The following is a 23266-nucleotide window of genomic DNA, read 5'->3' as shown; positions in this document are numbered from 1 at the left end:
TTCCTAGCCACATGCCTTTTATTGGCTACGTTCATCGCCGCAGGTAACGCACGCGCGGAAGACAGCAGAAAATCACTGATATTCATGGATAACAGCGTGTCACTGCTCACGGGCACTGGCTTTCAGGTGCCGGGTGAAAACATCTCAACCGTCACGTTTGAACATGTCAGCAAATGGAAATGGGGCGACGTTTTTGGCTTTTTCGACTATCTGGATTATCACTCAAACCCAACACAAAGCCATAGCTGGTATGGTGAGTTTTCGCCCCGCCTGAGCCTCACCGGCATTAGCCTTATAGACCTGCCCAAAGGCAGCTTTGTGCGCGACGTGCTGGTTTCCACCACATGGGAGAAGGGGCGCGGCGGCACTGAGGCCCTGCTTCTGGGCATGGCGGCAGACCTGAATGTGCCCGGCTTCAAGTTTTTCAAAACCAATGTTTATGCCCGCAAGAATACCAGCCTCGGTGACGGTTTTGACGATATGCAGGTGACGCTTTCGTGGTCTCGCCCGTTTGAGATTGGTGAGGAGCGTTTCACCATCGACGGCTTTCTAGACTATGCGATGGGCTGGGCGTCCCAAGAGGAATGGATGCATCTGGTGCCGCAGATCAAATGGGACGTGGGGGCCAGATGGGGCGAGCCCGGAAAGGTTTATTTCGGAACCGAAATAGATATCTGGGTGAACCAGTTTGGTATCAAGGATACGCCCGCGTTCAATACAAACCAGATTGCCGCGAGCGCGATTTTAAAGGTGCACTTCTAGGGTTTAACCCGCCGCGTGCACGTTCAATATGGTGGTATCTTTTACCGCCGTAAGCGCGATGGATGAATTGATCTCTCGCACGCCTTCAATCTGGGAAAGCTGGTTCCAGAAAAATTCCTCGTAAGCCTCAACGCTTTCAACCCTGACCTTGAGGATAAAATCAATATCGCCCATAAGGGTGTGGCATTCGATCACCTCGGGGAAATTACGCACTTTCTCAATAAAATTAGGCAGGCTGTCGCGGCTGTGGGCCTGCATTTTCACTTGCGCGAACACAAGAACGCCAAGGCCCGCCTTTTTTGCGTCCAGCAGCACGGTGTGCTTCTTGATAACACCCGCTTCTTCAAGCTTCTGTATCCTGCGCCAAACAGCAGACCGGCTGGAGGCGACCTTGTCCGCCAGATCAACGAGTGGAATACGCGCGTCGTTTTGCAGGAAATTCAGGATGCGCGCATCCAGATCATCTATTTTATCGGTCATTTTTCCTAATACCTTACTCAATTCGGGAAATTATCTCACTCTTTATCAAAATAGCGCCACATTAGGAACCCTTTCCCATTCGGGTCGGCCTATTTTCTCAGCATCATCAACCCATCTGCTTCACAAGGCTGAAAGCAGAACGATCAGGAGACCCTAAAAATGGTCCTCAGAGGCAATACTCGAACCCGTTTTTCCGTCATGGCGGAATTTGAACCAAATACACTGTCCCGCGTTCTAGAGCTTTTCACTATTCGCGGTCTCACTTGCGATAACCTCGCTGCCCGCCGTACAGAAGAAGGTAACCAGTGGATCGAAGTGGACTGCGCGGACCTTGATGACCAAAACGCTGGTGTTCTCCTCAACAAAATTCGTCAGATTGTCACAGTCAAAAGCGCCAGAATTGAGACACTCGTTCTACGCTTTTCCAACCTAGCGGCGTAAACCATGACCCCTTCAACTATTGAGCGGTGTGGCCAAGCCTGACCACACCGCTTTTTTATGCCCGTTGAAAACTGCCGGGCCTCCTCGCTTTTTCTTGATCCCTAGAACTGCATCTGGAAGTTGAAGCCACCATAGTGCGAGCGCCAGTCTTCGCGCTTTTCATAAGTGTAGCGCAGCGTCGCAGCCCCAAATGCACTGAAGATATTCAGGTTTGCGCCCATCTCCGTGCTGGTGTTTGCAATCGTATCGTTGGTGAGCTCAAAAAACTCTGTGCCACTTTCAAACCGCGCGCTGGTGATATACTGGCTGGTGCCGGAAAGCCGTTTGCGGTACGAGCCAAACACCTCTGGCCGGACATAAACCGCATTCTCGCCTTGGCCTTTCCAGCGGAAATCATGACCGATCGCCACGCTACCCACACCGTCAAGCCGGTTGAAGCTGCGCCCCTCAATTACGAGGTTAGCGCCGTCGCCGCCTGTTTCCGTATAACCGCTTTCCTTCGCACGAATATAGTTCACACCAACCTTTGGCCTGATATGCAGGCCGCCGAGCTTGAGGTCATACCCTGCGTGCACATCTACAGACCCTGTCCAACCGTTTGAGTTGCTTTCAATGGATTTGTTGACTGTCTCAACGTTCAGGCCGCGGCTTCTGGTGACACTATTGTACCAGAAGGATGCGGAGCCCGTGAGGAACAGCGCGCCGTCACTTGCCATAAGGTAAGAGGACACAAACGGGGTAAAGAGCGACACATCATCCCCGATATCGCCTTTGCGGCTGTTACCCTGAAGCAGGAAGCCTGTACTGATGCCCCACAAAACATTCTTGTTCAGGTTTTTATCAAAACCGATCAGTACCCCGGCACCCAGATAGTCACTATCTGTTTCCGAATCTGCGATATCAGCCTTACCAAAACCAACCAGCTCCCTCGCCCAGAAACCGCCGTCAACACGCCGGTTGGCCGTTGCCGTGATCATGCGGTCACCAAGCGTTGCCTCAAGCTGGCGCACACCAGAATATGCCATCTGGAACATGGCGTTGGTGGTATCCGGCAGAATAGCTTCCATCGCGTTATCAACACCTTCGGCATCCTCAAGCTGCGCAAGCGCGCCACCCAAATCATCCGCCGGGTCAAGGTTATCCAGAATGCCTTCATAAATTCTGGCCTTGTTGCCGCTCAGAGAAAGCTCTTCCGCTGTTTTTGGCCGCACCTGCAAGATGATCTTGTCGCCTTCACCGCTCAAGGTGAGCGAGCTTTCAAGCAGGAACGACTGGTTGTCGAGCGTGGGTTGCTCAAGCGCACCGCCAAGGGTGATGCTGCCCGCCTGCAGCAGGTCATATTCCTGCGCTTCCGTTACAAAAGTCTGGAAGATCGGCGTGATAGCCACATCTTCACCGATGATGACTTCCCCGCTGGCATCAAACAGGCCAGACTTGCCGGTAATTGGGTCGATGGTGACATAAAGCGTGGCATCACCCGTCAGGCTAGCTGTGGTAACCTCAAACCTGTCATTGATGCCGAGAGAGAGATCAGCGCCCGAAAGTGTCAGGTTCAATGTACCGTCATGGCTAACACCACCGGTAAAAATGGCGTCCCCCTCAATCAGAAGCTCATCATTGCCCGCACCAAATTTGATATCGCCCGTGAGCGTACCATCCGTGAGCTCAACCCGGTCATTACCACTACCCATCCAGATATCACCGGCTATTTTCCCGGTATTATAGAGGGTTACCCCGCTTGTGTTCGCGCTTACGTCAATCGCAACCACGTCGCCGGTGGTATTATTTGTGCCGAAGCTGGCGCCAATAATTTCATAGTTTGAGATGCTTGAAAGCGTGCCTGACTTGTCCTGAACTGCGAAGGCATCCTTACCCTCACCGGACGCGGCAGCAACAATGCTGCCACGGTTCCTGAGCACAGGCAGCGAGCCTTCTTTCTCCACCGCGAGGGCAACTGCATCACCGCCTTCGCTGTATGTCACTGTGCCGTCAGTATCGGTTGAGGAGGTAACCGTGGACACGGCCTCAATCACGCCGCGGTTCAACAGCTTGGGAATGTCTGCATAGTCGCCAACTTCGATACCGATTGATCTGGCATCCAGTGTAGAAACACGGACCTGACCACGGTCAAGATACATGCCGCCTTCAAGCCGGGTCCATTCATTCTCGCCAGCGCCTTCAAAGCGCATACCCCAACTTTCAAGCCCAGAGCTTACGCCCTTCACCGTCATGGTGCCTTTGTGGATAACCGCATAATCCTCGCCGGAGATAGCGCCAAGCACCAAATCTGAACCATCACCCTTAAGATTTTCCACCAGAAATGCTGGTGCCCCTCCGGTCGAGGCAATGGATGACAGCGGAATGGGTTCATCTTCTTCCGCTTGATCATTAATGCCTGTGCCGCCGAAATACACACCGCCGGTTATATCGTTGGTGATATGCACACCTGCTGTGGCAGGGATGGCGTCAACCGGGTCGCCGTCACTATCTGTGGTGGCGTTTTTACCAATAATGATGGAACCTTCGTGAACAAAAGCCCCGTCGATGGTACCCGAAACCAGAATGCCGGTCGCATCTTTCACCGGCGCCGAAATCGAACCATCAACGCGCACGTTGCCTTTTACGTCTCCCTCGATATGAATGCCGATGCTGCCTGCACCATTGAGGCTGATACCGCCGTTGCTGACGAGAGTGCCTTCCATATCAGAACCAATGTAGATGCCCTTGGCGTTGGCTCCGCCCACAGTTATTGCGCTGGCTGTCTTAGTTTTAATATCGCCGTCAAAAACCCCGCCGCCAAAAAGGCCAAGCCCCACGTTCGTGGTTGCCGTATTCACGGCCGTCGGGCCTGTTACTGTAATGCTGCCATCCAGGTCGATGCCTGATGTAAGACGCAGATCGTCGCCTGTATCCACCTTGAGCCCGATGCCGGAAAGGGTGCTGGTGGAACTGAGTGTACCGCTCATTGAAAGCGTGTGGTTGCCATCAATGGTCAGCGGGGCGCCGCTTGAGACTGTGATGGAACCGTCTTCGGTAATCGTCAACTTGCCAGATTGGCCAAGGAAATCTGTCGTAGAGACCGCGGTTGTGCGGTCGTCATCAATCTCACGGTCTTCCGCCGCCACCAGTGGCGCAAACGCAAGAGGCGCAAGCACAGCACCGGTACATAAAGCCGTTGATGAAAAAGAGGAAAGGCGAATTCGGTTTAAAAAAGACATGTTCTGCTCCCACGCGACACGTAACTCACGCTGATACGAGGGAACTAGAAACCTCCTCCGACAAAGCGGCAAAAAACCACCGTGCCAGTTATGCCTATCGGAGAACCGGGCATCTCTCGACCCCCAGTCCTCCGATAGTGCTAGCCATAGCACCCCCTAAGTCGTGCAATGGTCCTGACGTAAGGCAGGAAAGCTGAACGCTTGCTGAACAATAGGTAACAGTTTCATTCAGTTTACGCTCTTGAGTAGTAACCCAACCCACAAAGCGTCTGCATTCCAGCACATTGCCGTGCCCTTAAGCCTGAGCGCCAGAAACTTTCGCCCTTTGAGAATTGTCCGCTTTCAGGCCAAAAAGTGGCCTCAAGAAGCCTATCCGGCGGATGACATATTCATGCAGAACAGCGCACACAAGTGCGGTACCGATCGCTACCATTAAAAATTCTGGCACCGCGCCGACAAGATACGGCTTAAGCGCCACCCCGATCATGATGATCACGGTCTGGTGCAGGATATAATATGGGAATACCGCTTCGGTCAGATAAGTCAGGGTCTTGCTGGGCCTATTCAAGGTCGCCTGTGCCGCACCGAAGAGCGCTGCGATAACCCACCACATGTAAGCAACACGAAGCGCCCGCGCGGCCTGCATGAGCGCGCCTTCCTGTGTCAGGCTGTCCCAACCAAGCCAAACAGGTGTAAGGATTGCACCACTGATAACCGCAAGCCCCAATGCATGCCGCCAATAGGCTTTAATGCCGCGCCAGAACCCATCGCTTTTTGCCGCCAGCAGGCCCAACAGGAACCAACTGCCGTACCGCGCATGCGCGCCCCAGTCTTTCATGAAATCATGTGTTTCCGGGTACTGTGTATCAAGGGTGAACCGGTACAGGATGAAGGGCAGAACAGGTAACAACAACACCAGCGGGCTCGCAAACAGACGACCGACCAGCTCAGGCCATTTAACCCGCCGCAGCACCAGCAAAAGGGGAACCGCCATCATGGTGTAAATCAGCACATACATCACATACCAAAGGTGGTTGTAGGTGGGCGTTGCCATCTCCCAGTGTCGGCCAAAGTCGACATACAGTTTATAGAAATCCCAGTATCCCGGGTTAATGGCCTCATCAGACAGCAGCTCATAATATGTTTGCGGCGGCACGATGAAGAAAGAGCCGAACAGAAGCGGCACCATCAGGCGCTTGAACCGGGCCCAAGCAAATGGCCCTGATGGCATTTTGTCGGCCGCAAAACGTACCGCGATACCGGATATGACAAACAGAAGCGGTAACCGCCATGGATTCAGGAGCATCATCGCGGGCTCAAGAAATGAGCCTTCATACGGGCTTTTGACGTGCCAGCCCCATGTCACATAATACATGCCGACATGATAAAAAATCAGCAGACCAAAGGCGATGACACGAAGCCAGTCAAGATCATAACGCCTTGTATATGTTTGCGTATTCATTTTTATATCCTCACTTGGAAACTCGGGTGAGACAAGTGCTAAACGAGTTGCGTTAGTGTAACGAGCATGGTGACGCAAACGGCGGTTAGGTGGGACAAGTGGCGGCGGCAAATCCACTATCATGGGACGAACGGCGGCAAAATTGATACAAACGACGGCGAACAACATTTTTGGATTTTACCTGCGCGCGCTGCTGACTATAGTGACGCGATGAGCGCACAACCGCAAAACAACCAGAGCCTTCTGGATCGTCTTCTCCCCAGCCGGGAGGAGAAGCTGCTTTTCCTGCTGATATCTGCCATCACGATTGCCATCGCCAGCGTAAACGCCATCACTGCCAATGTGGATGCGGAGCGCAGTGGTGTCACCACAGATACCAGCCTGCCTTGGTTGTTTGAGTATTCGAGTGCTGTCGCACTTCTAGCGCTTTACCCTTCCGTACTGGCGGTTTGCCGCCGCTTTCCTGTGCTGGCCAGCAACTGGAAAACGCACCTACCGCTCTATCTGGGCTTCAGCATTGTGTTTTCCGCTCTTCATGTTGTGGGCATGGTGGCAATTCGCAAAATAGCCTTCTGGTTATATCAACCGGGCCCTTACATCTTCTTTGGCGATTTCATACGTGAAACGGCCTATGAATACCGGAAAGACGTTGTCACCTTTGCAATGTTCACAGTGGTCGCACATCTGGTGTTGGCTCGCATGAAAAATGCGCCCTCCGGTAAACCAAAGAGACTAACGCTGAAAAGCGGTGCGCAGTCGGTTTATATTGAGGCGAGTGAATTTCTGTTCGCCAAGGCGGCAGGTAACTATGTTGAAGTGCATACAGCGAGGGGCATGCATCTGATCAGGCAAAGCCTGGCGGGACTTGAAGAGCTTTTGACGGAGACTGGCATCTCGGCTGTGCGCACGCACCGGTCCTATATAACAGCTGCGGAAATGGTCTCGAGTGTCGCCCCCACAAGCGACGGCGACGCAGAACTCACGCTCAAAAACGGCGCCTTGCTGCCGGTAAGCCGCCGTTTCCGAAAAAAACTGGATGAAGCCTTGCGTGCCACCTAACGATCGGTGCGCAACCGCCCTTCGCTGCGTTTTACGACGCCAAGCATCACATCTTTGGAAATCGGGCCAATGCGGCCGCTATCGAGGCTGCCGGGGTGACCGAGCACCAGATATCCCTCAAGCACGCCTTCAAATTTCTTCAGCTTCTTCTTGTAAAAGCGGTTCACGATATAGGGCCTGTCAAACGAGGTAAGCGCCTGCTCCCCGTTCACAAAAAGCCCGCCATTCTTCGCCACACTGAAAGTGTCGCCCGGCATGCCCCACACCTGTTTGATCACAAGGTTCTGGCTCTCATCATCGGTAAAAATTACAAAGTCCAGACGGCGAGGTTCCATGCAACTGATGGGCAGCACATGCACTGTTTGCCCCGGCATAAGCTGGCCTTCCAGAGACTTGCCTACGATATCCTTTTCAATCGGCTCGCACGGCAGCTCTGCGGTTTGAAGGAAAAACAATGCCAGAAGTTCTGCTATCATAAGTTCACTCGTCTTCGTCCCGCTATTTGGGTCTCGCTATTTGGGCCTCACTATTTGGCTCTGCGTCAATTTAGCGCTTGAAAGCTGTTTGAAAACCACCAAAACTAGGCTCAAATTTAAACCACCGGTGGGGACCATGCGACTTTCTAGCAAAATTTTCAGCCTTTTTCTGCCGCTTTGTCTGGCAACAACGGCTGTGCAAGCCCAGCAGTATGCTCCAAAAGAAAAAGCGTCGGTGCTGGATGTACCTGACTATGAGGTGCCTGAGGGCCTGTTCCAGCCCGAGGATAAAGGCCTTGCAGACCTTCGTGTTTTCACGATGGAACAATGGACCCGCATTCGTCTCACCAATCATCCACTTTATCACTATGTTCTCGCGGCCTCAAAGTTTCGGGCGTATGTGAACTATTGCAAACGCCATGACCTGAACGTGGATCTGGTTCCCATCAACAGCCTCATTCACATGAACCTGACCGAGATTATAACCGCACAGTGGGAAGAGCCCGAGTGGGCAAAATTTGTGGGCAAGGAAGATGACACAACGCGCGAGTATATCCGCGATGTTGCCTTTGATGTGTATGCGTTTGAGTTTGCCGCCGCACTTGCAGACCTGAGCGCGAACAGGAAAGAACTTGGTACAACTGTCCAGCAATATTGCCTGACCATCGCCAAACCCTATTACGAAGAATATATTGGGTTGCGGGCAACCGCCATGCGGCAGTTGCCCGAAAGGGAGCGCCAGCTTCAGTTAAGGAAGTAGGCGATAACGATCACCTGCGGCACCGTGATTGCGGGCAGCAGCAGCGCGTTCAGCCATCTGCCCGTGACGGATTTCAACACCATAATTTCCGTATAATCCGTGGCCACCCCGGTCATCAGGAACGCAAAGCTGTTGCCCGGTGCGTCCGCACGGGTAATCAGGTCTGCCGCCAAGGGGGTTGATCCTTCAGAACACACCTCAATGATCGTAGCCGCACCGATGGTGGCCAAAAGCCCCAGAAGCGTCGGGCCGAAATAGGTCTCGAACATATCGCCGTCCATCAGCATACGCACCACAACGGCAAGCACGATACCAAACAATATCCAGCGCAAGACCATGCGGCTTTCATGCAGGCCTTGCTTGGCAACATCACGGAAAAACGCACGGTCCCATTTCACTTCCGCAAGTCCGGTTTTCGCGTCGCGCCAAAAATGGAAATCATCACGCATTTCAGCCTTGTTTGGGTTGGGGGCAATCACGCCTTTGCGCTCAAGCATATCGAACACAACGCCCGAGATAAGCGCGATGAGGACAGAAAGGAAAATAAACGCCAGTGTCCATTTGAGACCGATGAGGGCCACAAGTACGAGCGTAAGTGAAAAGCTGTTCCAGGGACTCGCCACCAGAAAAGCCACCACCTGGCCGTAAGACGCACCACGCTCATAGAGCTTGGCCCCCACCATCAGGATACCGTGGTTACAAAGGTCCAGCAGAACACCCGCAAGCACAGCTCGTACAATACCACGTAAACTGCCGCCTCGCCCAAGGGCTGCCAGCACAAACTCGCGCGGCACCTTTGAGAGAAAACCCACCATCGCGATACCGATCAGCAGACCCCACCACATGCGCGTCACCAGTTCATAAACACCGTCGGCGTAAGCTTGCAGGTAAGCAATATCAGGAAGCGGCAGGAAATAGAGTGCAAAACCAAGGGCTACCAAAACTGCACTACCCCATAAAAGCCAGTCTATCCTGTCCTTCGGGTGACAGCTGTCCCCATGCTCATGTTGGCTTGTGGCAGGCGCGGGTGCACAGCAACTGCTGTGTTTGTGTTCGCTCATGATGCCATCCCCGCTTTGCCGTAAAGGTGGTTTATAATGCTGCATTCCGTAATTGGATGCTCATCAGCGGGGCAGTATTTTGAGATGCGCTCAAGGCTTTCCCGCATCAGGGTTAGGCGTTCGATCTTCTCGTTGATCTCAACCAGTTTGGCTTGGGCGCGTGCATTCACGTCGGCGCAATCCGCGTCCGGGTCGTCGGTCAGCGCGAACAGCTCGCTCACTTCCTGCAGTGTGAAACCAAGCGCCTGTGCTTCCTTGATAAACCGGATACGCTGCGCGGACTCTGCGCTATACACCCGGTAGCCAGACGGCAGCCGCTCCGGCGCTGGCAGAAAACCACTACGCTCATAATAGCGGATTGTTTCACTGCCCACACCGGTGGCTTTGGCCAGTTTTCCTATTGTCATTGCACGCATGATAATGCTCCTCACTATCGGCTCGGGCTAGCCCCTTACCTTGATTCGCACTTACCATACACCTTGTAGCTTACTACAAGGTCAATAGCTTATTTTGGCATCCGTGCCCGACGCCACAGGTAAAACACCACTGGCACCGCGATAAGCGACAAAACGGTCGCCGTGACCATACCGCCCACCATGGGAGCCGCGATACGCCGCATGACCTCAGAGCCTGTGCCTTCACCCATCATGATAGGCACAAGGCCTGCAATCACTGTGATCACCGTCATCATAATGGGCCGAAGGCGAAGGAGCGCACCGTCCATCACCATGGCTTTCACGTCAAAACTATCACCATATTTTTTCCGGTATTCCCGCTCACTGCCGTGCAGGAACACAAGCATCACAACGGCGGTTTCCACCGCCACACCCGCAAGCGCAATCAACCCCACCACCACGGCCACGGAAAGGTTGAACCCCATCAGGTACAAAAACCAGAAGCTGCCTGTAAGCGCGAGCGGCAGGGAGAGCATGACAATCGCCACATCCCCCAGATGGCGAAACACCATGAAGAGCAAAAGCATGATGACCACGAGCGTGATAGGCACAATCACCGTCAGGCGTTCTGTCGCGCGCTCAATAAACTCATACTGGCCAGACCATGCAAGCGTATAGCCGGTGGGCAAATCAAGTCTGCCTTCAAGCACCGCTTTCGCCCGCGCCACATAGCCGGTAATGTCAGGATCATCGATATCCACATAAACCCAACCGCCGGGGCGCGCGTTTTCGCTCCTGATCATGCCGGGGCCATCCTCAATGCGGATATCCGCCAGTACTGAGAGCGGCACGTGCGCGCCAGACTTGGTAACCACCGGCAGACGGTTGAGCGCCTCAATACTGTCCCGGCTATCACGCGGAAAACGAAGGTTGATGGGGTAGCGCTCCAGCCCTTCCGTGCTGCTGCCGATGTTGGCACCGCCCACACCAAAGCGTACGATATCCTGAATGTCAGTGACTGACATACCGTAGCGTGCGGCTGCCTCCCGCTTTACGTCGATATCGATATAACGGCCACCCACCACGCGCTCCGCATATACGGATACGGTGCCGGGCACGTCCGTTAGCAATTCCTCAATGCGGGCACCGATGCCACCAATCACTTCAAGGTCAGCGCCTGCGATTTTGATACCAATCGGGGTTTTTATGCCTGTGGCCAACATGTCGATGCGGTTTTTGATTGGCATAACCCAAAGATTAGTGAGCCCCGGCATTTTCACGGTTGCATTCAGTTCTGCCTTGATGTCTGCAAGCGTAACACCGGGCCGCCATTCGTTCATTGGTTTCAGCTGCACCACGGTTTCGATCATGGTAAGCGGTGCGGGGTCGGTGGCGGAACCGGCGCGCCCCACCTTGCCATGGGCAGACTTCACCTCCGGCACCGTCATGATCATCTTGTTGGTCTGCTGCAATATCTCAGCAGCTTTGCCCGCAGAAACACCCGGAAAGGCCGACGGCATGAACAAAAGATCACCCTCATTGAGGTCCGGCATAAACTCGCTTCCCAGTTTGGAAAGCGGCTCTGCCCCTGAAATGGTGACCCCAAGCGCGAGCACCAGCACTGTTTTCGGGAAACGGAGCGCAGTTCGAAGTACCCCACGGTACAGCCACACAAGCACACGGTTCAGCGGGTTTTTATGTTCTGGCAGCATACGCCCCCGAATGAGATAGCCCATCAGCACAGGCACCAGCGTGACTGACAGGATAGCCGCCCCCGCCATGGCATAGGTTTTGGTGAAAGCAAGTGGCGCAAACATGCGGCCTTCCTGTGCTTCCAGCGCAAACACCGGCACGAAGCTAACGGTGATGATGAGAAGCGAGAAGAAAAGCGCAGGTCCTACCTCCACGCATACTTCACCCACAATCTGCCAACGGTTTTCATCCGTCAGTTTCTCGGTCTCAAGCCTGCGGTGCAGCGCTTCCACCATCACAATGGCCGCGTCCACCATCGCGCCAATCGCGATAGCAATGCCACCAAGCGACATGATGTCTGCGTTGATGCCCTGTGTGCGCATCAGCGTGAACGCGAACAGCACCCCAAGCGGCAGCGTGAGCAGAATGATAAAGGATGACCGCAAATGCAGAAGGAACAACACACACGCAATGGCCACCACGATGAATTCTTCGGTCAGCTTTTCAAACAGGTTATCAACCGCGCGAGTGATAAGGCCTGAACGGTCGTAGGTGGTGACAATCTCCACCCCTTCGGGCAGGCCGGACTTGAGGCTTTCAAGCTTGGCTTTCACGCGGCTGATCGTGCCCAAAGCATTCTCGCCCATACGCATGATGACCACGCCGCCAACAACCTCACCTTCGCCGTTCAGCTCCCCCACACCACGTCGCATTTCAGGCCCGAAGCTGATGGTGCCAATGTCTTTCAGCAGCAGCGAACTGCCGTTCGACATACGCCCCACCGGGATCAGTTCCAAATCTTCAAGGCTTTTGACATAACCCCGCGCGCGGATCATGTATTCCGCCTCCGCCATCTCTATCACCGAGCCGCCAACCTCTGCGTTGCCCGCCATAATGGCTGCCTTAACGGACGCAAGCGTGAGGCCATAAACACGTAATTTATCCGGGTTCAACACCACTTGGTACTGCCGCACCATGCCACCGATTGTAGCTATCTCTGCCACACCGGGCACCGACTGCAGCTCGAACTTGAGGAACCAGTTCTGCAAGCTTGTCAGCTCAGCCATGTCGTGGCTGCCAGAACGGTCAACAAGCGCATACTGGTATACCCAGCCGATGCCGGTGGCGTCTGGCCCAAGCGCTGGCTGCACCCCGGGCGGCAAGCTTGCGGACACCTGATTGAGATATTCCAGCACACGGGAGCGCGCCCAGTAAAGGTCCGTGCCTTCTTCAAATAGCACATAGACGTAACTGTCACCAAAGAAGCTGTACCCACGCACGGTGGTGGCCTTGGGCACAGCCATCAAAGCGGTTGTGAGCGGATAGGTGACCTGATCTTCCACCACCCTTGGAGCCTGGCCCGGGTATGATGTTTTCACGATCACCTGCACATCTGACAGGTCAGGGATCGCATCAAGCGGTGTGTTTTTTGCCGAAATCAGGCCGATCCCGAACAAAATGAGCGCAAACGCCAGCACCAGAAAACGGTTTGCAAGCGACGCCCGGATAAGCGCGGTAATCACTGCGCTGCCTCGAGCACATCAAGGCGGATGATGGTGAAGCTCATGCCTTCGCGCTTGACCGTTAAGCGCACACGCGCCCCTTCAAGCCCTTCGCCAATGCCAACACCCTCCGCCACAGGGAAATCCATGGTCATGCCCGGCATACCAAAGTTTTCCATCGGGCCGTGGCTGATGTTGAGCTTGCCTTCCTCCAGCATCACTTCATTGATGGTGCCTTCAACTGTATCTTCATCCAAAGGGCCCATATCCATGCTGCCCATGCCAGCGCTATCTTCTTCAGCCATGTCATCATTACCGTCCATCAGCATGCGCATCTGGGCACCCTGAAAGCTGGCCTCAGAATCGATCATGAACTGCCCCCGCACAACAACCTCCTGCCCCTCAGACAGGCCATCCGTAATGACCGTAACGCCGTCAATTTCCGCGCCAGCTGTCACCTGGGTTGGGCGGTAGCGCCCATCACCTTCCGCCACCATCACATGCGTACCGCGCCCCAGCCTGATAAGCGCACTTGAAGGCACTGTCAGCACCCCTTCAAGGGCAGGACGGTTAATGGATACATCAGCATACATGCTGATCTTGAGGGCTCCCTCGGGGTTATCAAGCACAATACGCACGCGGGCCGTGCGGGTTGTCTCGTCAAGGTCCGGGTAGATATAATCCACCTCACCCGTGAGCCTGCCTTCTGCCGCGTGCGGCGTAACCCTGACCTTTGCCCCTTCGCGCACATGGGGCAGGTCTGCTTCAAACACATTGGCGATCAGCCACATTTTGGAAAGGTCGACCACCGACATGGCAGGCGAACCCACCTGCACACGGTCCCCGTCACCAATGTTCATTTTATGGATGACGCCGGAGCGTGGCGCGCGGATGGTCAACAGCCGGTCCAGCTTCTTGGCTTTATGAAGCTTTTCAATATCGGCGGCGGTCATGCCAAGGCCGCGCAGGCGCTCCATCGCGCCCTCTATATAAACCCTCTCCCCCGTTCCCAGCGCCTGAATATAATCAGCGCCTGCGGAGAGAAGGTCTGGCGCATAAACATCAAAAAGGGCTTGCCCCACTGTAACCGGCTCACCGGCCGCACGCACATACAGTTTTTCAACCCAGCCGGAGGCGCGCACATGCACATGCTCCATCAGGCGTTCATCATAGGTGAACTGGCCAATGGTGCGCACAGTCGGCGTCAACACTTCCCTAAGCACAGGCATCGTTTTCACGCCAATGGAAGCCACGAGGCGAGGGTCTATTTCCACACCCTCGTATCCAGTGTTGCCTTCCCCCTCATAAACCGGGATCAGGTCCATCCCCATGGGGGATTTGCCCGGCCCATCACGCCTGTAGCTTGGGTCCATGGGTGCGACCCAATAGTCAATCCTGCGCTCAGCGGGAACCGCCGCACTCTCTGGCGCCGGTGCTGTGGCTGCAAATATCCCGCTCATATAAAGGGCGGCACCACCGATAAGGGTTGCCACTATTCCGGCCACAAGGCCCTGCATAAATTTCATTTGATATCACCTGATAGAATTGTCCGTCAGGGCCACAGCGTTGCGGCCCCTGTTCTACAATTCTCAGGCGTTGGGAGGGGGGAGGATGTAATCTGGCGTGTGACCAGGAACAACCGCGCCGTCTGCCACTTCAACCCTATCTGCTGCTATGATCGGCAAGCTCACACCTGCAGCAAGATCGCTGATCGCGGGCCCTGTCGCCATATCCTTGCAGCAGGTGTCAACCGTTATATCGCTATCCGCTGTATCCTCATGGCACGGCATCTCCATGCTCATGCTGGTGTCTGTCACCATTAAGCCGCGTTCACAGCACGCCATGCGATCAGCCGCAGACGCAACACCCTGCCCCATAAAGGCAAAAAGCAGCAGCGCGAGGCATAGGGTATGTTTCAAGCGGTTCATGGTGCGCAGTATAAGGCTGGAGCATACTCCGGGGTCAAGCACCATATTCTCACCTCCTGGTGATTAAATCCTCCTTCCTGTTCTCATCCTTCGTTGACTCAAGAACCAAAACATGAGAACAAATAGTGAACAAAAAGAACACCCGAGTCTCGACACATTGAGGTAAACCCCGTGCAGCATGCCGCTGAAAATGACAACCGCCCAGCAAGTGAAAGCCCCCACAAACCTGTGGGTGGCACAAAGGCGGACATTCTGCATGAGCTTCGCCAAACGGTTAGCAAACTGGAAGCACGGCCTGACGCTCATAATCTGGAAGAAAAGCAGGAGGCAATGCCTCTGGCTTCCGTTTTCCCCACTGGCTGCCCCCATGAAGTATGGGCAAACACACCTGATACCATGACATCAGCTACAGCCTTTGCGCTCCTTGGTAGTGTGGCGAACGACGATACACCCATTTTATGGGTCACTACCCGCAGGTTATGCCTTGAGCATGGGTTGCCATACGGGCCCGGGCTTATTGGGTTAGGCATTGATCCTGCCCGCATTATCCTTGTCCGCACCCGCACCCGCATGGAGGCTTTATGGGCCATTGAGGAAGGACTGAAAGTGGGCACGCTTGCCGCTGTTATCGGGGAACTGGAAGACATTGACCTCACGGAAAGCCGCCGCCTTTCCCTTGTGACACGCGAGTATATGACCCGCTGCGTGATGATACTGCGCAACGAACGTGCCCCTTCAAGCGCCAGCTTCAGCCGCCACCAGATATCGCCCGTGCAAAGCGGCGCGCCCAGTTTTGCACCTTATGCCCCCGGGCAGCCGCATGTGGAAGCAGCGCTTGTGAAACACCGTGGTGGCCAGCGCCCCAACATCAATAGAATGGAGTGGTCAGATGCGCCGGATCGTTTCCCTGTGGTTGCCCCATTGGCCAATAGAACGCCATATGAGAAGCCAAAGCTTACGCCCGGTTTCGCAACCTCAAAACAGCGGGCAGCAGGGTAAGGACCCGCTTGCCCTGACCGAGACTGTAGACCAGACCCAGAAGCTATATGCCGTTTGCCCTCAAGCTAGCGCGCTTGGGCTCCGAGCAAATATGACGCTTGCCGAAGCACGCGCTATCAACCCCACCCTTGCAACCAGCCAGGCCAACAGAGTGGCAGATGCGGCAAGCCTGCAAAAGCTCGCGCGGTACATGGTGCGCTACAGCCCGCTTGTCAGCACCGACGGTCGTGACGGCTTGTTGATTGACGCCACAGGGTGCGCGCACTTATTTGGTGGTGAAAGCGCTATGCTTGCGGGCATGACAAGCCTTCTTGGCAAAGCAGGCATCACAGCCTGCGTGGCCATGGCTGAAACCGTGGGCGCCGCGTGGGCGCTAGCCCGCTACAGGCGCGGCAGCATCACCGATGGCACCACAAGCCTCAAAGCCCTTGAAGGGCTGCCTGTGCGTGCGCTCAGGCTCGATGAAGCCAGTATCACCACGCTCGGGCGTTTGGGGCTCAAGACCATCGGCAGCCTCACGTCTCTGCCGCGCGCTTCCCTCGCCCGGCGCTTTCGGGGCAATCCGGCGAAAGCTGTCACCGCCCTTCTTGAAAAGCTGGATCAAACCCTTGGGCGCAGGGATGAACCCATCAACCCGCTGATCCCTTTACCTGAATGGCAAGTGCGGCAGGCTTTCATTGAACCCGCACAACATCTGGAAACGGTAGAACACGCCGCGACGGGGCTGGCTCAAGACCTCGCCAATGTGCTGATGGAAGCCGGGCGCGGCGCCAAACGTCTGATGTTCAGCGCATACAGGGTAGACGGCACGGTGCAGGACCTGGTTGTGGGCATCAGCAGGCCCAGCCGGGACGCCGCGCATTTCATGCGGCTCCTGAGCGAAAAAATCAAAGATCTGGACGCTGGTTTCGGCTTTGACCTCATCATGCTTTCCGCGCTTGAAAGTGAACGCCTTGCCCCTGCACAGGTGGGCGACCTCAGGCAGGAAGAAGCGCAAGCCGCAGCAAAATTGATGGACAAGCTGGCCGCGCGCCTTGGCCCCGGTTCTGTCGCCAAGCTTAAACACTGTGCCAGCCATATACCAGAACGCGCGCAGCAAATCACAACCGCTGATGAGAAAGACCTTGGCTGGGCGGATTGTGCGGCAGACAAGGCCCGAAGGCCCATGCGCCTGCTGCCGCACCCTGAGGCGGTTGACGTGCTTTCCGCCGTGCCTGAAGGCGCACCTAAATCCTTCCGCTGGCGGCGGGTGGACCATAAAGTTGTCAAAGCCGAAGGGCCTGAACGCATCGCCTGTGAATGGTGGCTGAACCCCCATGACAATACCCGCGATTATTACCGGGTTGAGGTATCGTCCGGCGCGCGTTTCTGGCTGTTTCGGCACGGGCTTTATGGTGTGCCCGGTGTACGGCCTGGTGAAAGCCAGCAGCCACACTGGTATCTGCACGGCTTTTTTGCGTGACATAAACCATGTATGCGGAACTTCAGATCACCAGCAATTTCAGCTTTCTGCGCGGGGCATCCCACCCTGATGAACTGATGGTTCGGGCGAGCAGTCTTGGCCTCAAGGCCGCGGCGGTGACGGACCGCAACACCCTTGCCGGTATTGTGCGCGCACATCAGGCCGGCAAAGACCATGGCCTCAAATTCATTCCCGCCGCGCGGCTGGATTTGATGAGCGAGACGACAAGGGAACCGGATGCGGACGCAGTACCCGACGGCATTTCCCTTCTGGCGTATCCTACCGACCGCGCAGCCTATGCCCGGCTGACTGAGTTGCTGACAACAGGCAACAGGCGGGCTGACAAAGGCTGCTGCCATATGTGGCTTGATGATGTCAGCACTTTCTCGAAAGGTATGATTTTCGCACTGCTGCCGGAGACTGTAACAACGGGCGGGCCAGACGATACTCTCGCCAGTTTTATCCCGCACCTCAGGGAGCGGTTATCCGCCCCGCTGTATCTGGCCGCCAGCCACAGATACCAGGGGCAGGACAGGGAACGCATCGCTTGGCTTGACCATATCGCCCATCACACCGGTGTGAAACTTCTGGCCACAAATGATGTGCATTATGACACCCCAAAACGCCGCATCATGGCCGATGTGCTGGCATGTGTGCGTGAACACAAACGTATTGACGACGCTGGCTACCTGACCGGCGCGAATGCGGAGCGTTTCCTCAAACCCCCGCGCGAGATGGCCCGGCTTTTTGAAGGATATGAGCATGCGCTGAGGCACACGCTTGAGATTGCAGAAGCCTGCACCTTCTCGCTTGATGAGCTGAGATATAACTACCCGCACGAGCAAACGCCGGAAAGGATAAGCCCACAGCAGCATCTGGAAAACCTGTCCAGGACGGGACTTGAAAAGCGATATGCCACAGCATCAGCAGATGTAAGCAAACGCGCACATGAAACGCTGGAACGAGAGCTTTCCATTGTCGGGTCAAAAAACTATGCCCCCTATTTCCTGACCGTGCATGACATTGTCACCTACGCCCGCTCACAAGACATCCTCTGCCAAGGGCGCGGGTCTGCCGCCAACTCCATCATCTGTTATGCGCTGCGCATCACCGACGTGGACCCCATTGCCATGGACCTGTTGTTTGAACGGTTTGTCTCAGACGCCCGATCAGAACCCCCGGATATTGATGTAGATTTCGAGCACGAACGCCGGGGAAAAGTCATCCAGCATATCTATGAAAAATACGGCCGCCACCGTGCGGGCCTCGCCGCCACAACCATCACATACCGAATGCGCAGCGCCGTGCGGGATGTGGGCAAGGTGATGGGGGTATCGGAAGACACAATCACAGCGCTCGCCGGTACCGTCTGGGGATCATATGGCAAGGAAATACCGGATGAGCGCGTGGTTGAAGCAGGCTTTGACCCTGATGACACCCGTCTCAGGCAAACGCTGGAGATCGCGCATGAACTTATAGGTTTCCCGCGTCACCTGTCCCAGCATGTGGGTGGTTTTGTGCTGACGGAAAGCCCGCTCCATGAGCTTGTCCCCATCCAGAACGCCGCGATGGAAGACCGCACGGTGATTGAATGGAACAAGGACGACCTTGACGCGCTCAACATCCTGAAGGTGGATGTGCTGTCCCTTGGCATGCTCACTTGCATCCGTAAATCATTCGACATGCTGAAGATTCATTACGGTGTAGCCCTTACCCTGCACGATATACCACAGGATGACAGGGCCACGTATGAGATGACCCACAAGGCCGATACCATCGGCGTGTTCCAGATCGAAAGCCGAGCGCAAATGAGCATGCTGCCACGGCTCAAGCCTGATAAATTTTACGACCTTGTTGTGCAGGTAGCGATCGTGCGGCCTGGCCCCATTCAGGGCAATATGGTGCATCCGTACCTCAGGCGCAGGCAGGGGCTAGACCCCGTGGACTACCCAAGCCCCGCGCCAGAACACGGCGATCCGAATGAACTGAGAGACGTGCTGGCCAAAACCTTTGGCATCCCGCTTTTTCAGGAACAGGCGATGAAAATTGCCATCATCGGTGCCAAATTCACCCCACTGGAGGCTGACCAGTTCCGACGGGCCATGGCCTCGTTTCGCAACGTTGGCACGATCGATAAGTTCGAGAAAAAATTCATCACCGGCATGCTCAGTCGGGGCTACACACAAGAGTTTACCGAACGCTGTTTTAACCAGATCAAGGGCTTCGCCGATTATGGCTTCCCTGAAAGTCACGCTGCCGCTTTTGCCTTGCTGGCATATGCTTCCGCATGGCTCAAGTGCCACTATCCGGCTGTGTTTGCCTGTACGCTTCTCAACTCCCAACCCATGGGGTTTTATGCCCCGGCGCAAATTGTGCGAGACGCGCGCGAACACGGGGTTGAGGTGCTACCTGCTGATATCAACTTAAGCAATTGGGATTGCACGCTTGAGCCCGCACCAGACAACAAATGGCAATTCGCCCTCCGGCTTGGCATGCGCCAGATCAAAGGCGTGCATAAAGAATCCGCCCTCATCGTTGAAGAAAACCGCCTCCGCCCCTTCACCGATGTGGAAGACCTGCACAGCCGCACCCGCTTGCCGGTTGCGCAGATTGAAAAGCTGGCGGAGGCCGATGCCTTCCGCTCCTGCACCCTCGACCGGCGCGCGGCGCTCTGGCAAGTACGCGCGCTGAACGACACACCAAACCTGCCGCTCTTTAACCACGCAGATACCAGCGACCGAGGCACGGAGGAGAAGGCCAATCTGCCCGTTATGCCGCTGTCTGAGCATGTGGTGAATGACTATCAAACCCTTCGGCTGTCGCTGAAAGCACACCCGCTTTCATTCCTGCGTCCCCTGTTTGATGGTGAGGGGGCCATACATTGTGCTGATCTCACTAAACTGAAAGATGGTGCAAATGTCACCGCCGCAGGCCTTGTGCTGGTGCGCCAGCGCCCCGGCAGCGCAAAGGGTGTGTTGTTCATGACCATTGAGGATGAAAGCGGGGTCGCCAACATTGTTGTATGGGCCAAGGTGTTTGAAAAAGCCCGCTCTGCCGTGATGGGTAGCCGCCTGTTGCTGGTGCGCGGCAAGGTACAAAACCAGAGCGGTGTCATTCACCTTGTCGCAAATGAGTTGGAGGACAGGTCTGTTGAGCTTTTACGGCTTTCGGAGGACAAGATGAAACTGCCTGTGATGGGGGCGGATGAAGCCCTGCAACCCACAGCGGGAGACCAGCGCCTGCCAGGCTATCGCTATCCCGGCCACCCGAGAAACGTGAAAGGGCTTGTGCCCAAAAGCCGGGATTTTCACTAAGCTGAAGCCAAGTATTCCGTAACGGCACGTCTTGGGGTAACATAATATGTATATTCAACAATATGGGTGGCCATCCGCGTGCGTTCACTTTTTCTTCTATGCAGTATCCTCGCGCTCATTTGGACAAAACCACTGAGCGCTGATGATTGCCTGACCCTGTCATTTCTGGGCGCGGGTTTTACGTCGGACGCTGACAAAAAACGCTTTGAGGATATTTTTATAGGCGAAGGACTTTGCATCAATGTCATTCGTCTGCCCAATGAACGCGCCAAAGCAGCCCTGCTTGCAGGCGACATAGACGGGGAAGTCGGCCGGAGCGAAAACTATCTCGCGTTAGTTAGCGCATCAGCCATTCGTGTGCCGGCAGAGCTGATGAGAGTTGACCTTTTCCTTGCGACCAAAGACCCAACCATTAACGCAGCAGCTGATCTCAAGTCTGGCGAGATCGCCTATATCCGCGGCTTCAAATCTCACGAAGATGCGCTCAATAACCTCGGGCTCACGGGCATCGCTGTCGATAGTTTTGACGCGCTTTACAAGCTTCTGAACGCAGGCAGGGTCAAGGCTGTTCCCATCGATAGTCTCGCGCTTGAAGCTATGAAAGATCAGCTCGCTGGCTTTAAAACATTCCCGCTCGGCAGCTTTGCAACCTATGTATATGTCCACAAAAAACACGCAGACCTCGTGCCCCAAATAGCCAAAGCCATCAACACCCACTTGGCATCGGGGAATGATTTCATACCGGACATAATGAACACAAAAGGCGGTACGCCTTAAGAGCCCGCAAGCTCCGCAGCGCGGCGGCGTGCCTTGCGGATCGCCTGTTCGATCAGTGGGCCAAAGCCGCTTGACATCAAACTGCCTATCGCCTGCTCTGTGGTACCATTCGGGGAGGTAACCCGCCGCCTAAGCGCAGCAGGGTCTTCATCAGATGAGACAGCCAGCTCAGCAGCCCCAAGCGCTGTTTGTAGCGTTAGCGCGCGCGCCACGTCCCGCGCCAGTCCGAGCTCTTCCCCCGCCTTGATCATCTCTTCCATCAGCAGGAAAAAATACGCCGGGCCGGTGCCGGAAAGCGCGGTTACCGTATCAAGGTCGGCTTCGCTATCTAGCGGCACACAAATCCCCACAGCAGACATAAGCGCAACCGCTGTACTGAGGTGCGCTTCGCTTACGTTCTTGTTGGCAAAAAGCCCCGTGGCGCCAGAGCCCACAAGCGCAGGCGTATTTGGCATCGTGCGCACGATAGACGCATCAGCCCCCAATATCTTCTCAAAGACCTTCAGCGGTTTGCCCGCCACGACGGAGATAAAAAGCCTGTCTTTAATCGCATCCGCAGCGGCTATTTCCTGAAGCACCAAGGAAAGCACATCTGGTTTAACCGCGAGCACAACCACCAGCGCTTCTGAAACGGCTTCCGCCACACTGTCGGTGGTATGAACACCGAATTTCTCGGAAAGCTGCAGCCGCCGCCCCAAACCGGGGTTAGCCACGATAATATCATCGGCAGGGAAGTCCTGCGCCACCAAACCCCCAATGATAGCGGACGCCATGTTGCCGCCCCCGATAAATGCAATGGTTGGCCCCCGACCAAGATCGCCATCATGGTCCGTTACAAGGTCGCTTACCAAGTCGGTAACAAGGTCACTCATCCCACCGGCTCCGTTAAGAGGGCTGCGCTAATCCCCCTTTAACGACTGTGGAACAGGGTGACAAGCCCAAGCGGGCATGCGCGGAGATTTTGCTTACTTGCAGCCGATCGCACCTGCAACCGGGAGGGCCGCTGACCAACCGTCTGTCCGGTCGATTGAAATAATGCCTGACGGCACTTTCAGGCCACCCTGCAGCGATTGGTCCATCATCACCTGCATCCGCAGGTTCACGGTCATATCTTCTGCTGTAAAGCCTTGCCGTTCAAAGAACGACATGCCGATAGGACCAGCCACCTCTGTTCGCGCAAGTGAACGCGGCGCACCATCAATGATCATCTGCGCCGTTTCAGATTTTGAGCGCTGGAAGAATATCAGCGGTGCGTCGTCGCGCTTGAGCCAGAGGAAGAGCCCACATTCGCCCGCGCTCAACACTTGCGCTGGCAGGGCACTGATATGCGAAAGCACCTCGTCTGACCCAAGCCTCGACATGGATGCAGTCTCCGGTGTTTCCACCCGCGCGTTCGGCCCTGAGCCACCACTCGCACACGCTGCCAACACCAGCATCATCCCGATAAGAACCAAACGCACCATCATCAAACCTTCGCT

19 protein-coding genes are annotated in these 23266 nt (G+C 55.3%); 8 read left to right on the top strand and 11 right to left on the bottom strand.

Annotated features, from left to right (window positions below; genetic code table 11):
- Positions 1-21 precede the first annotated feature (21 nt).
- Positions 22-762: an outer membrane protein OmpK gene (locus tag ACOOGA_RS14540; protein ID WP_420428928.1), complete on the top strand. Its 741-nt coding sequence runs from the start codon at positions 22-24 to the stop codon at positions 760-762.
- Positions 763-765: 3 nt separating this feature from the next.
- Here ACOOGA_RS14540 and ACOOGA_RS14535 read toward each other — a convergent pair whose 3' ends face one another.
- On the bottom strand, positions 766-1242 hold the full coding sequence (locus ACOOGA_RS14535; RefSeq protein WP_417461608.1) for an Lrp/AsnC family transcriptional regulator: 477 nt from the start codon (positions 1240-1242) through the stop codon (positions 766-768).
- A 159-nt stretch (positions 1243-1401) separates the two neighbouring features.
- Between ACOOGA_RS14535 and ACOOGA_RS14530 the strand changes: the two genes are divergently transcribed.
- Complete coding sequence (locus ACOOGA_RS14530; protein ID WP_420428926.1) at positions 1402-1683, top strand: hypothetical protein; 282 nt, start codon at positions 1402-1404, stop codon at positions 1681-1683.
- A gap of 101 nt (positions 1684-1784) precedes the next feature.
- Here ACOOGA_RS14530 and ACOOGA_RS14525 read toward each other — a convergent pair whose 3' ends face one another.
- Entirely contained in the window at positions 1785-4901 is a 3117-nt protein-coding gene (locus ACOOGA_RS14525) for an autotransporter outer membrane beta-barrel domain-containing protein (protein WP_420428924.1), read from the bottom strand.
- Positions 4902-5196: 295 nt separating this feature from the next.
- Positions 5197-6363: an acyltransferase family protein gene (locus ACOOGA_RS14520; protein WP_420428922.1), complete on the bottom strand. Its 1167-nt coding sequence runs from the start codon at positions 6361-6363 to the stop codon at positions 5197-5199.
- 66 nt (positions 6364-6429) lie between these two features.
- On the opposite strand from ACOOGA_RS14520, the gene ACOOGA_RS14515 reads away from it, so the two are divergent.
- The gene (locus tag ACOOGA_RS14515) at positions 6430-7422 is read left to right on the top strand and encodes a LytTR family DNA-binding domain-containing protein (RefSeq protein ID WP_417461612.1); all 993 of its coding nucleotides are present in this window, start codon (positions 6430-6432) and stop codon (positions 7420-7422) included.
- On the opposite strand, the gene ACOOGA_RS14510 is transcribed toward ACOOGA_RS14515, so the two are convergent.
- Positions 7419-7898, bottom strand: coding sequence for a S26 family signal peptidase (locus ACOOGA_RS14510; protein ID WP_417461613.1), 480 nt, complete (start codon positions 7896-7898; stop codon positions 7419-7421). The two genes, ACOOGA_RS14515 and ACOOGA_RS14510, sit on opposite strands and share 4 nt — an antisense overlap.
- A 136-nt stretch (positions 7899-8034) precedes the next feature.
- Here ACOOGA_RS14510 and ACOOGA_RS14505 point away from each other — a divergent pair, with 136 nt between their 5' ends.
- Positions 8035-8658: a hypothetical protein gene (locus tag ACOOGA_RS14505; RefSeq protein WP_417461614.1), complete on the top strand. Its 624-nt coding sequence runs from the start codon at positions 8035-8037 to the stop codon at positions 8656-8658.
- Here the strand turns inward: ACOOGA_RS14505 and ACOOGA_RS14500 are convergent.
- The 5 genes from ACOOGA_RS14500 to ACOOGA_RS14480 all read right to left on the bottom strand — a co-directional run bounded on the left by ACOOGA_RS14500 (position 8643) and on the right by ACOOGA_RS14480 (position 15281).
- On the bottom strand, positions 8643-9719 hold the full coding sequence (locus tag ACOOGA_RS14500) for a permease (RefSeq protein ID WP_417461615.1): 1077 nt from the start codon (positions 9717-9719) through the stop codon (positions 8643-8645). The two genes, ACOOGA_RS14505 and ACOOGA_RS14500, sit on opposite strands and share 16 nt — an antisense overlap.
- Complete coding sequence (locus tag ACOOGA_RS14495; protein ID WP_417461616.1) at positions 9716-10135, bottom strand: heavy metal-responsive transcriptional regulator; 420 nt, start codon at positions 10133-10135, stop codon at positions 9716-9718. The genes ACOOGA_RS14500 and ACOOGA_RS14495 overlap by 4 nt, the downstream gene beginning before the upstream one ends.
- An 89-nt stretch (positions 10136-10224) precedes the next feature.
- Positions 10225-13329, bottom strand: a complete 3105-nt coding sequence (locus tag ACOOGA_RS14490; RefSeq protein WP_417461617.1) for an efflux RND transporter permease subunit — start codon at positions 13327-13329, stop codon at positions 10225-10227.
- A complete protein-coding gene (locus tag ACOOGA_RS14485) occupies positions 13326-14834 on the bottom strand; it encodes an efflux RND transporter periplasmic adaptor subunit (protein ID WP_417461618.1) in 1509 nt (502 codons plus the stop codon). The genes ACOOGA_RS14490 and ACOOGA_RS14485 overlap by 4 nt, the downstream gene beginning before the upstream one ends.
- Before the next feature lie 63 nt (positions 14835-14897).
- On the bottom strand, positions 14898-15281 hold the full coding sequence (locus tag ACOOGA_RS14480) for a hypothetical protein (protein ID WP_417461619.1): 384 nt from the start codon (positions 15279-15281) through the stop codon (positions 14898-14900).
- 126 nt (positions 15282-15407) lie between these two features.
- Here ACOOGA_RS14480 and ACOOGA_RS14475 point away from each other — a divergent pair, with 126 nt between their 5' ends.
- The 4 genes from ACOOGA_RS14475 (at position 15408) to ACOOGA_RS14460 (ending at position 21788) form a co-directional block, all read left to right on the top strand.
- Positions 15408-16235, top strand: a complete 828-nt coding sequence (locus ACOOGA_RS14475) for an ImuA family protein (protein ID WP_417461620.1) — start codon at positions 15408-15410, stop codon at positions 16233-16235.
- Positions 16177-17697, top strand: a complete 1521-nt coding sequence (locus ACOOGA_RS14470) for a Y-family DNA polymerase (RefSeq protein ID WP_417461621.1) — start codon at positions 16177-16179, stop codon at positions 17695-17697. Before ACOOGA_RS14475 ends, ACOOGA_RS14470 begins: the two co-directional genes overlap by 59 nt.
- A gap of 8 nt (positions 17698-17705) precedes the next feature.
- The gene (locus ACOOGA_RS14465; RefSeq protein WP_417461622.1) at positions 17706-21011 is read left to right on the top strand and encodes an error-prone DNA polymerase; all 3306 of its coding nucleotides are present in this window, start codon (positions 17706-17708) and stop codon (positions 21009-21011) included.
- A 78-nt stretch (positions 21012-21089) separates the two neighbouring features.
- A complete protein-coding gene (locus ACOOGA_RS14460; protein WP_417461623.1) occupies positions 21090-21788 on the top strand; it encodes a hypothetical protein in 699 nt (232 codons plus the stop codon).
- Here ACOOGA_RS14460 and proC read toward each other — a convergent pair.
- Both proC and ACOOGA_RS14450 read right to left on the bottom strand, forming a co-directional pair.
- Positions 21785-22561, bottom strand: a complete 777-nt coding sequence (gene proC, locus ACOOGA_RS14455; RefSeq protein WP_420430683.1) for a pyrroline-5-carboxylate reductase — start codon at positions 22559-22561, stop codon at positions 21785-21787. The genes ACOOGA_RS14460 and proC overlap by 4 nt on opposite strands.
- Before the next feature lie 192 nt (positions 22562-22753).
- Complete coding sequence (locus ACOOGA_RS14450) at positions 22754-23254, bottom strand: hypothetical protein (RefSeq protein ID WP_417461625.1); 501 nt, start codon at positions 23252-23254, stop codon at positions 22754-22756.
- Positions 23255-23266 lie beyond the last annotated feature (12 nt).

The sequence above is a fragment of the Kordiimonas sp. genome (assembly GCF_965216265.1).
GTDB lineage: Bacteria > Pseudomonadota > Alphaproteobacteria > Sphingomonadales > Kordiimonadaceae > Kordiimonas.
The sequence above is the reverse complement of the archived record's forward strand: the minus strand, read 5'-3'. Positions and strand labels throughout refer to the sequence as shown.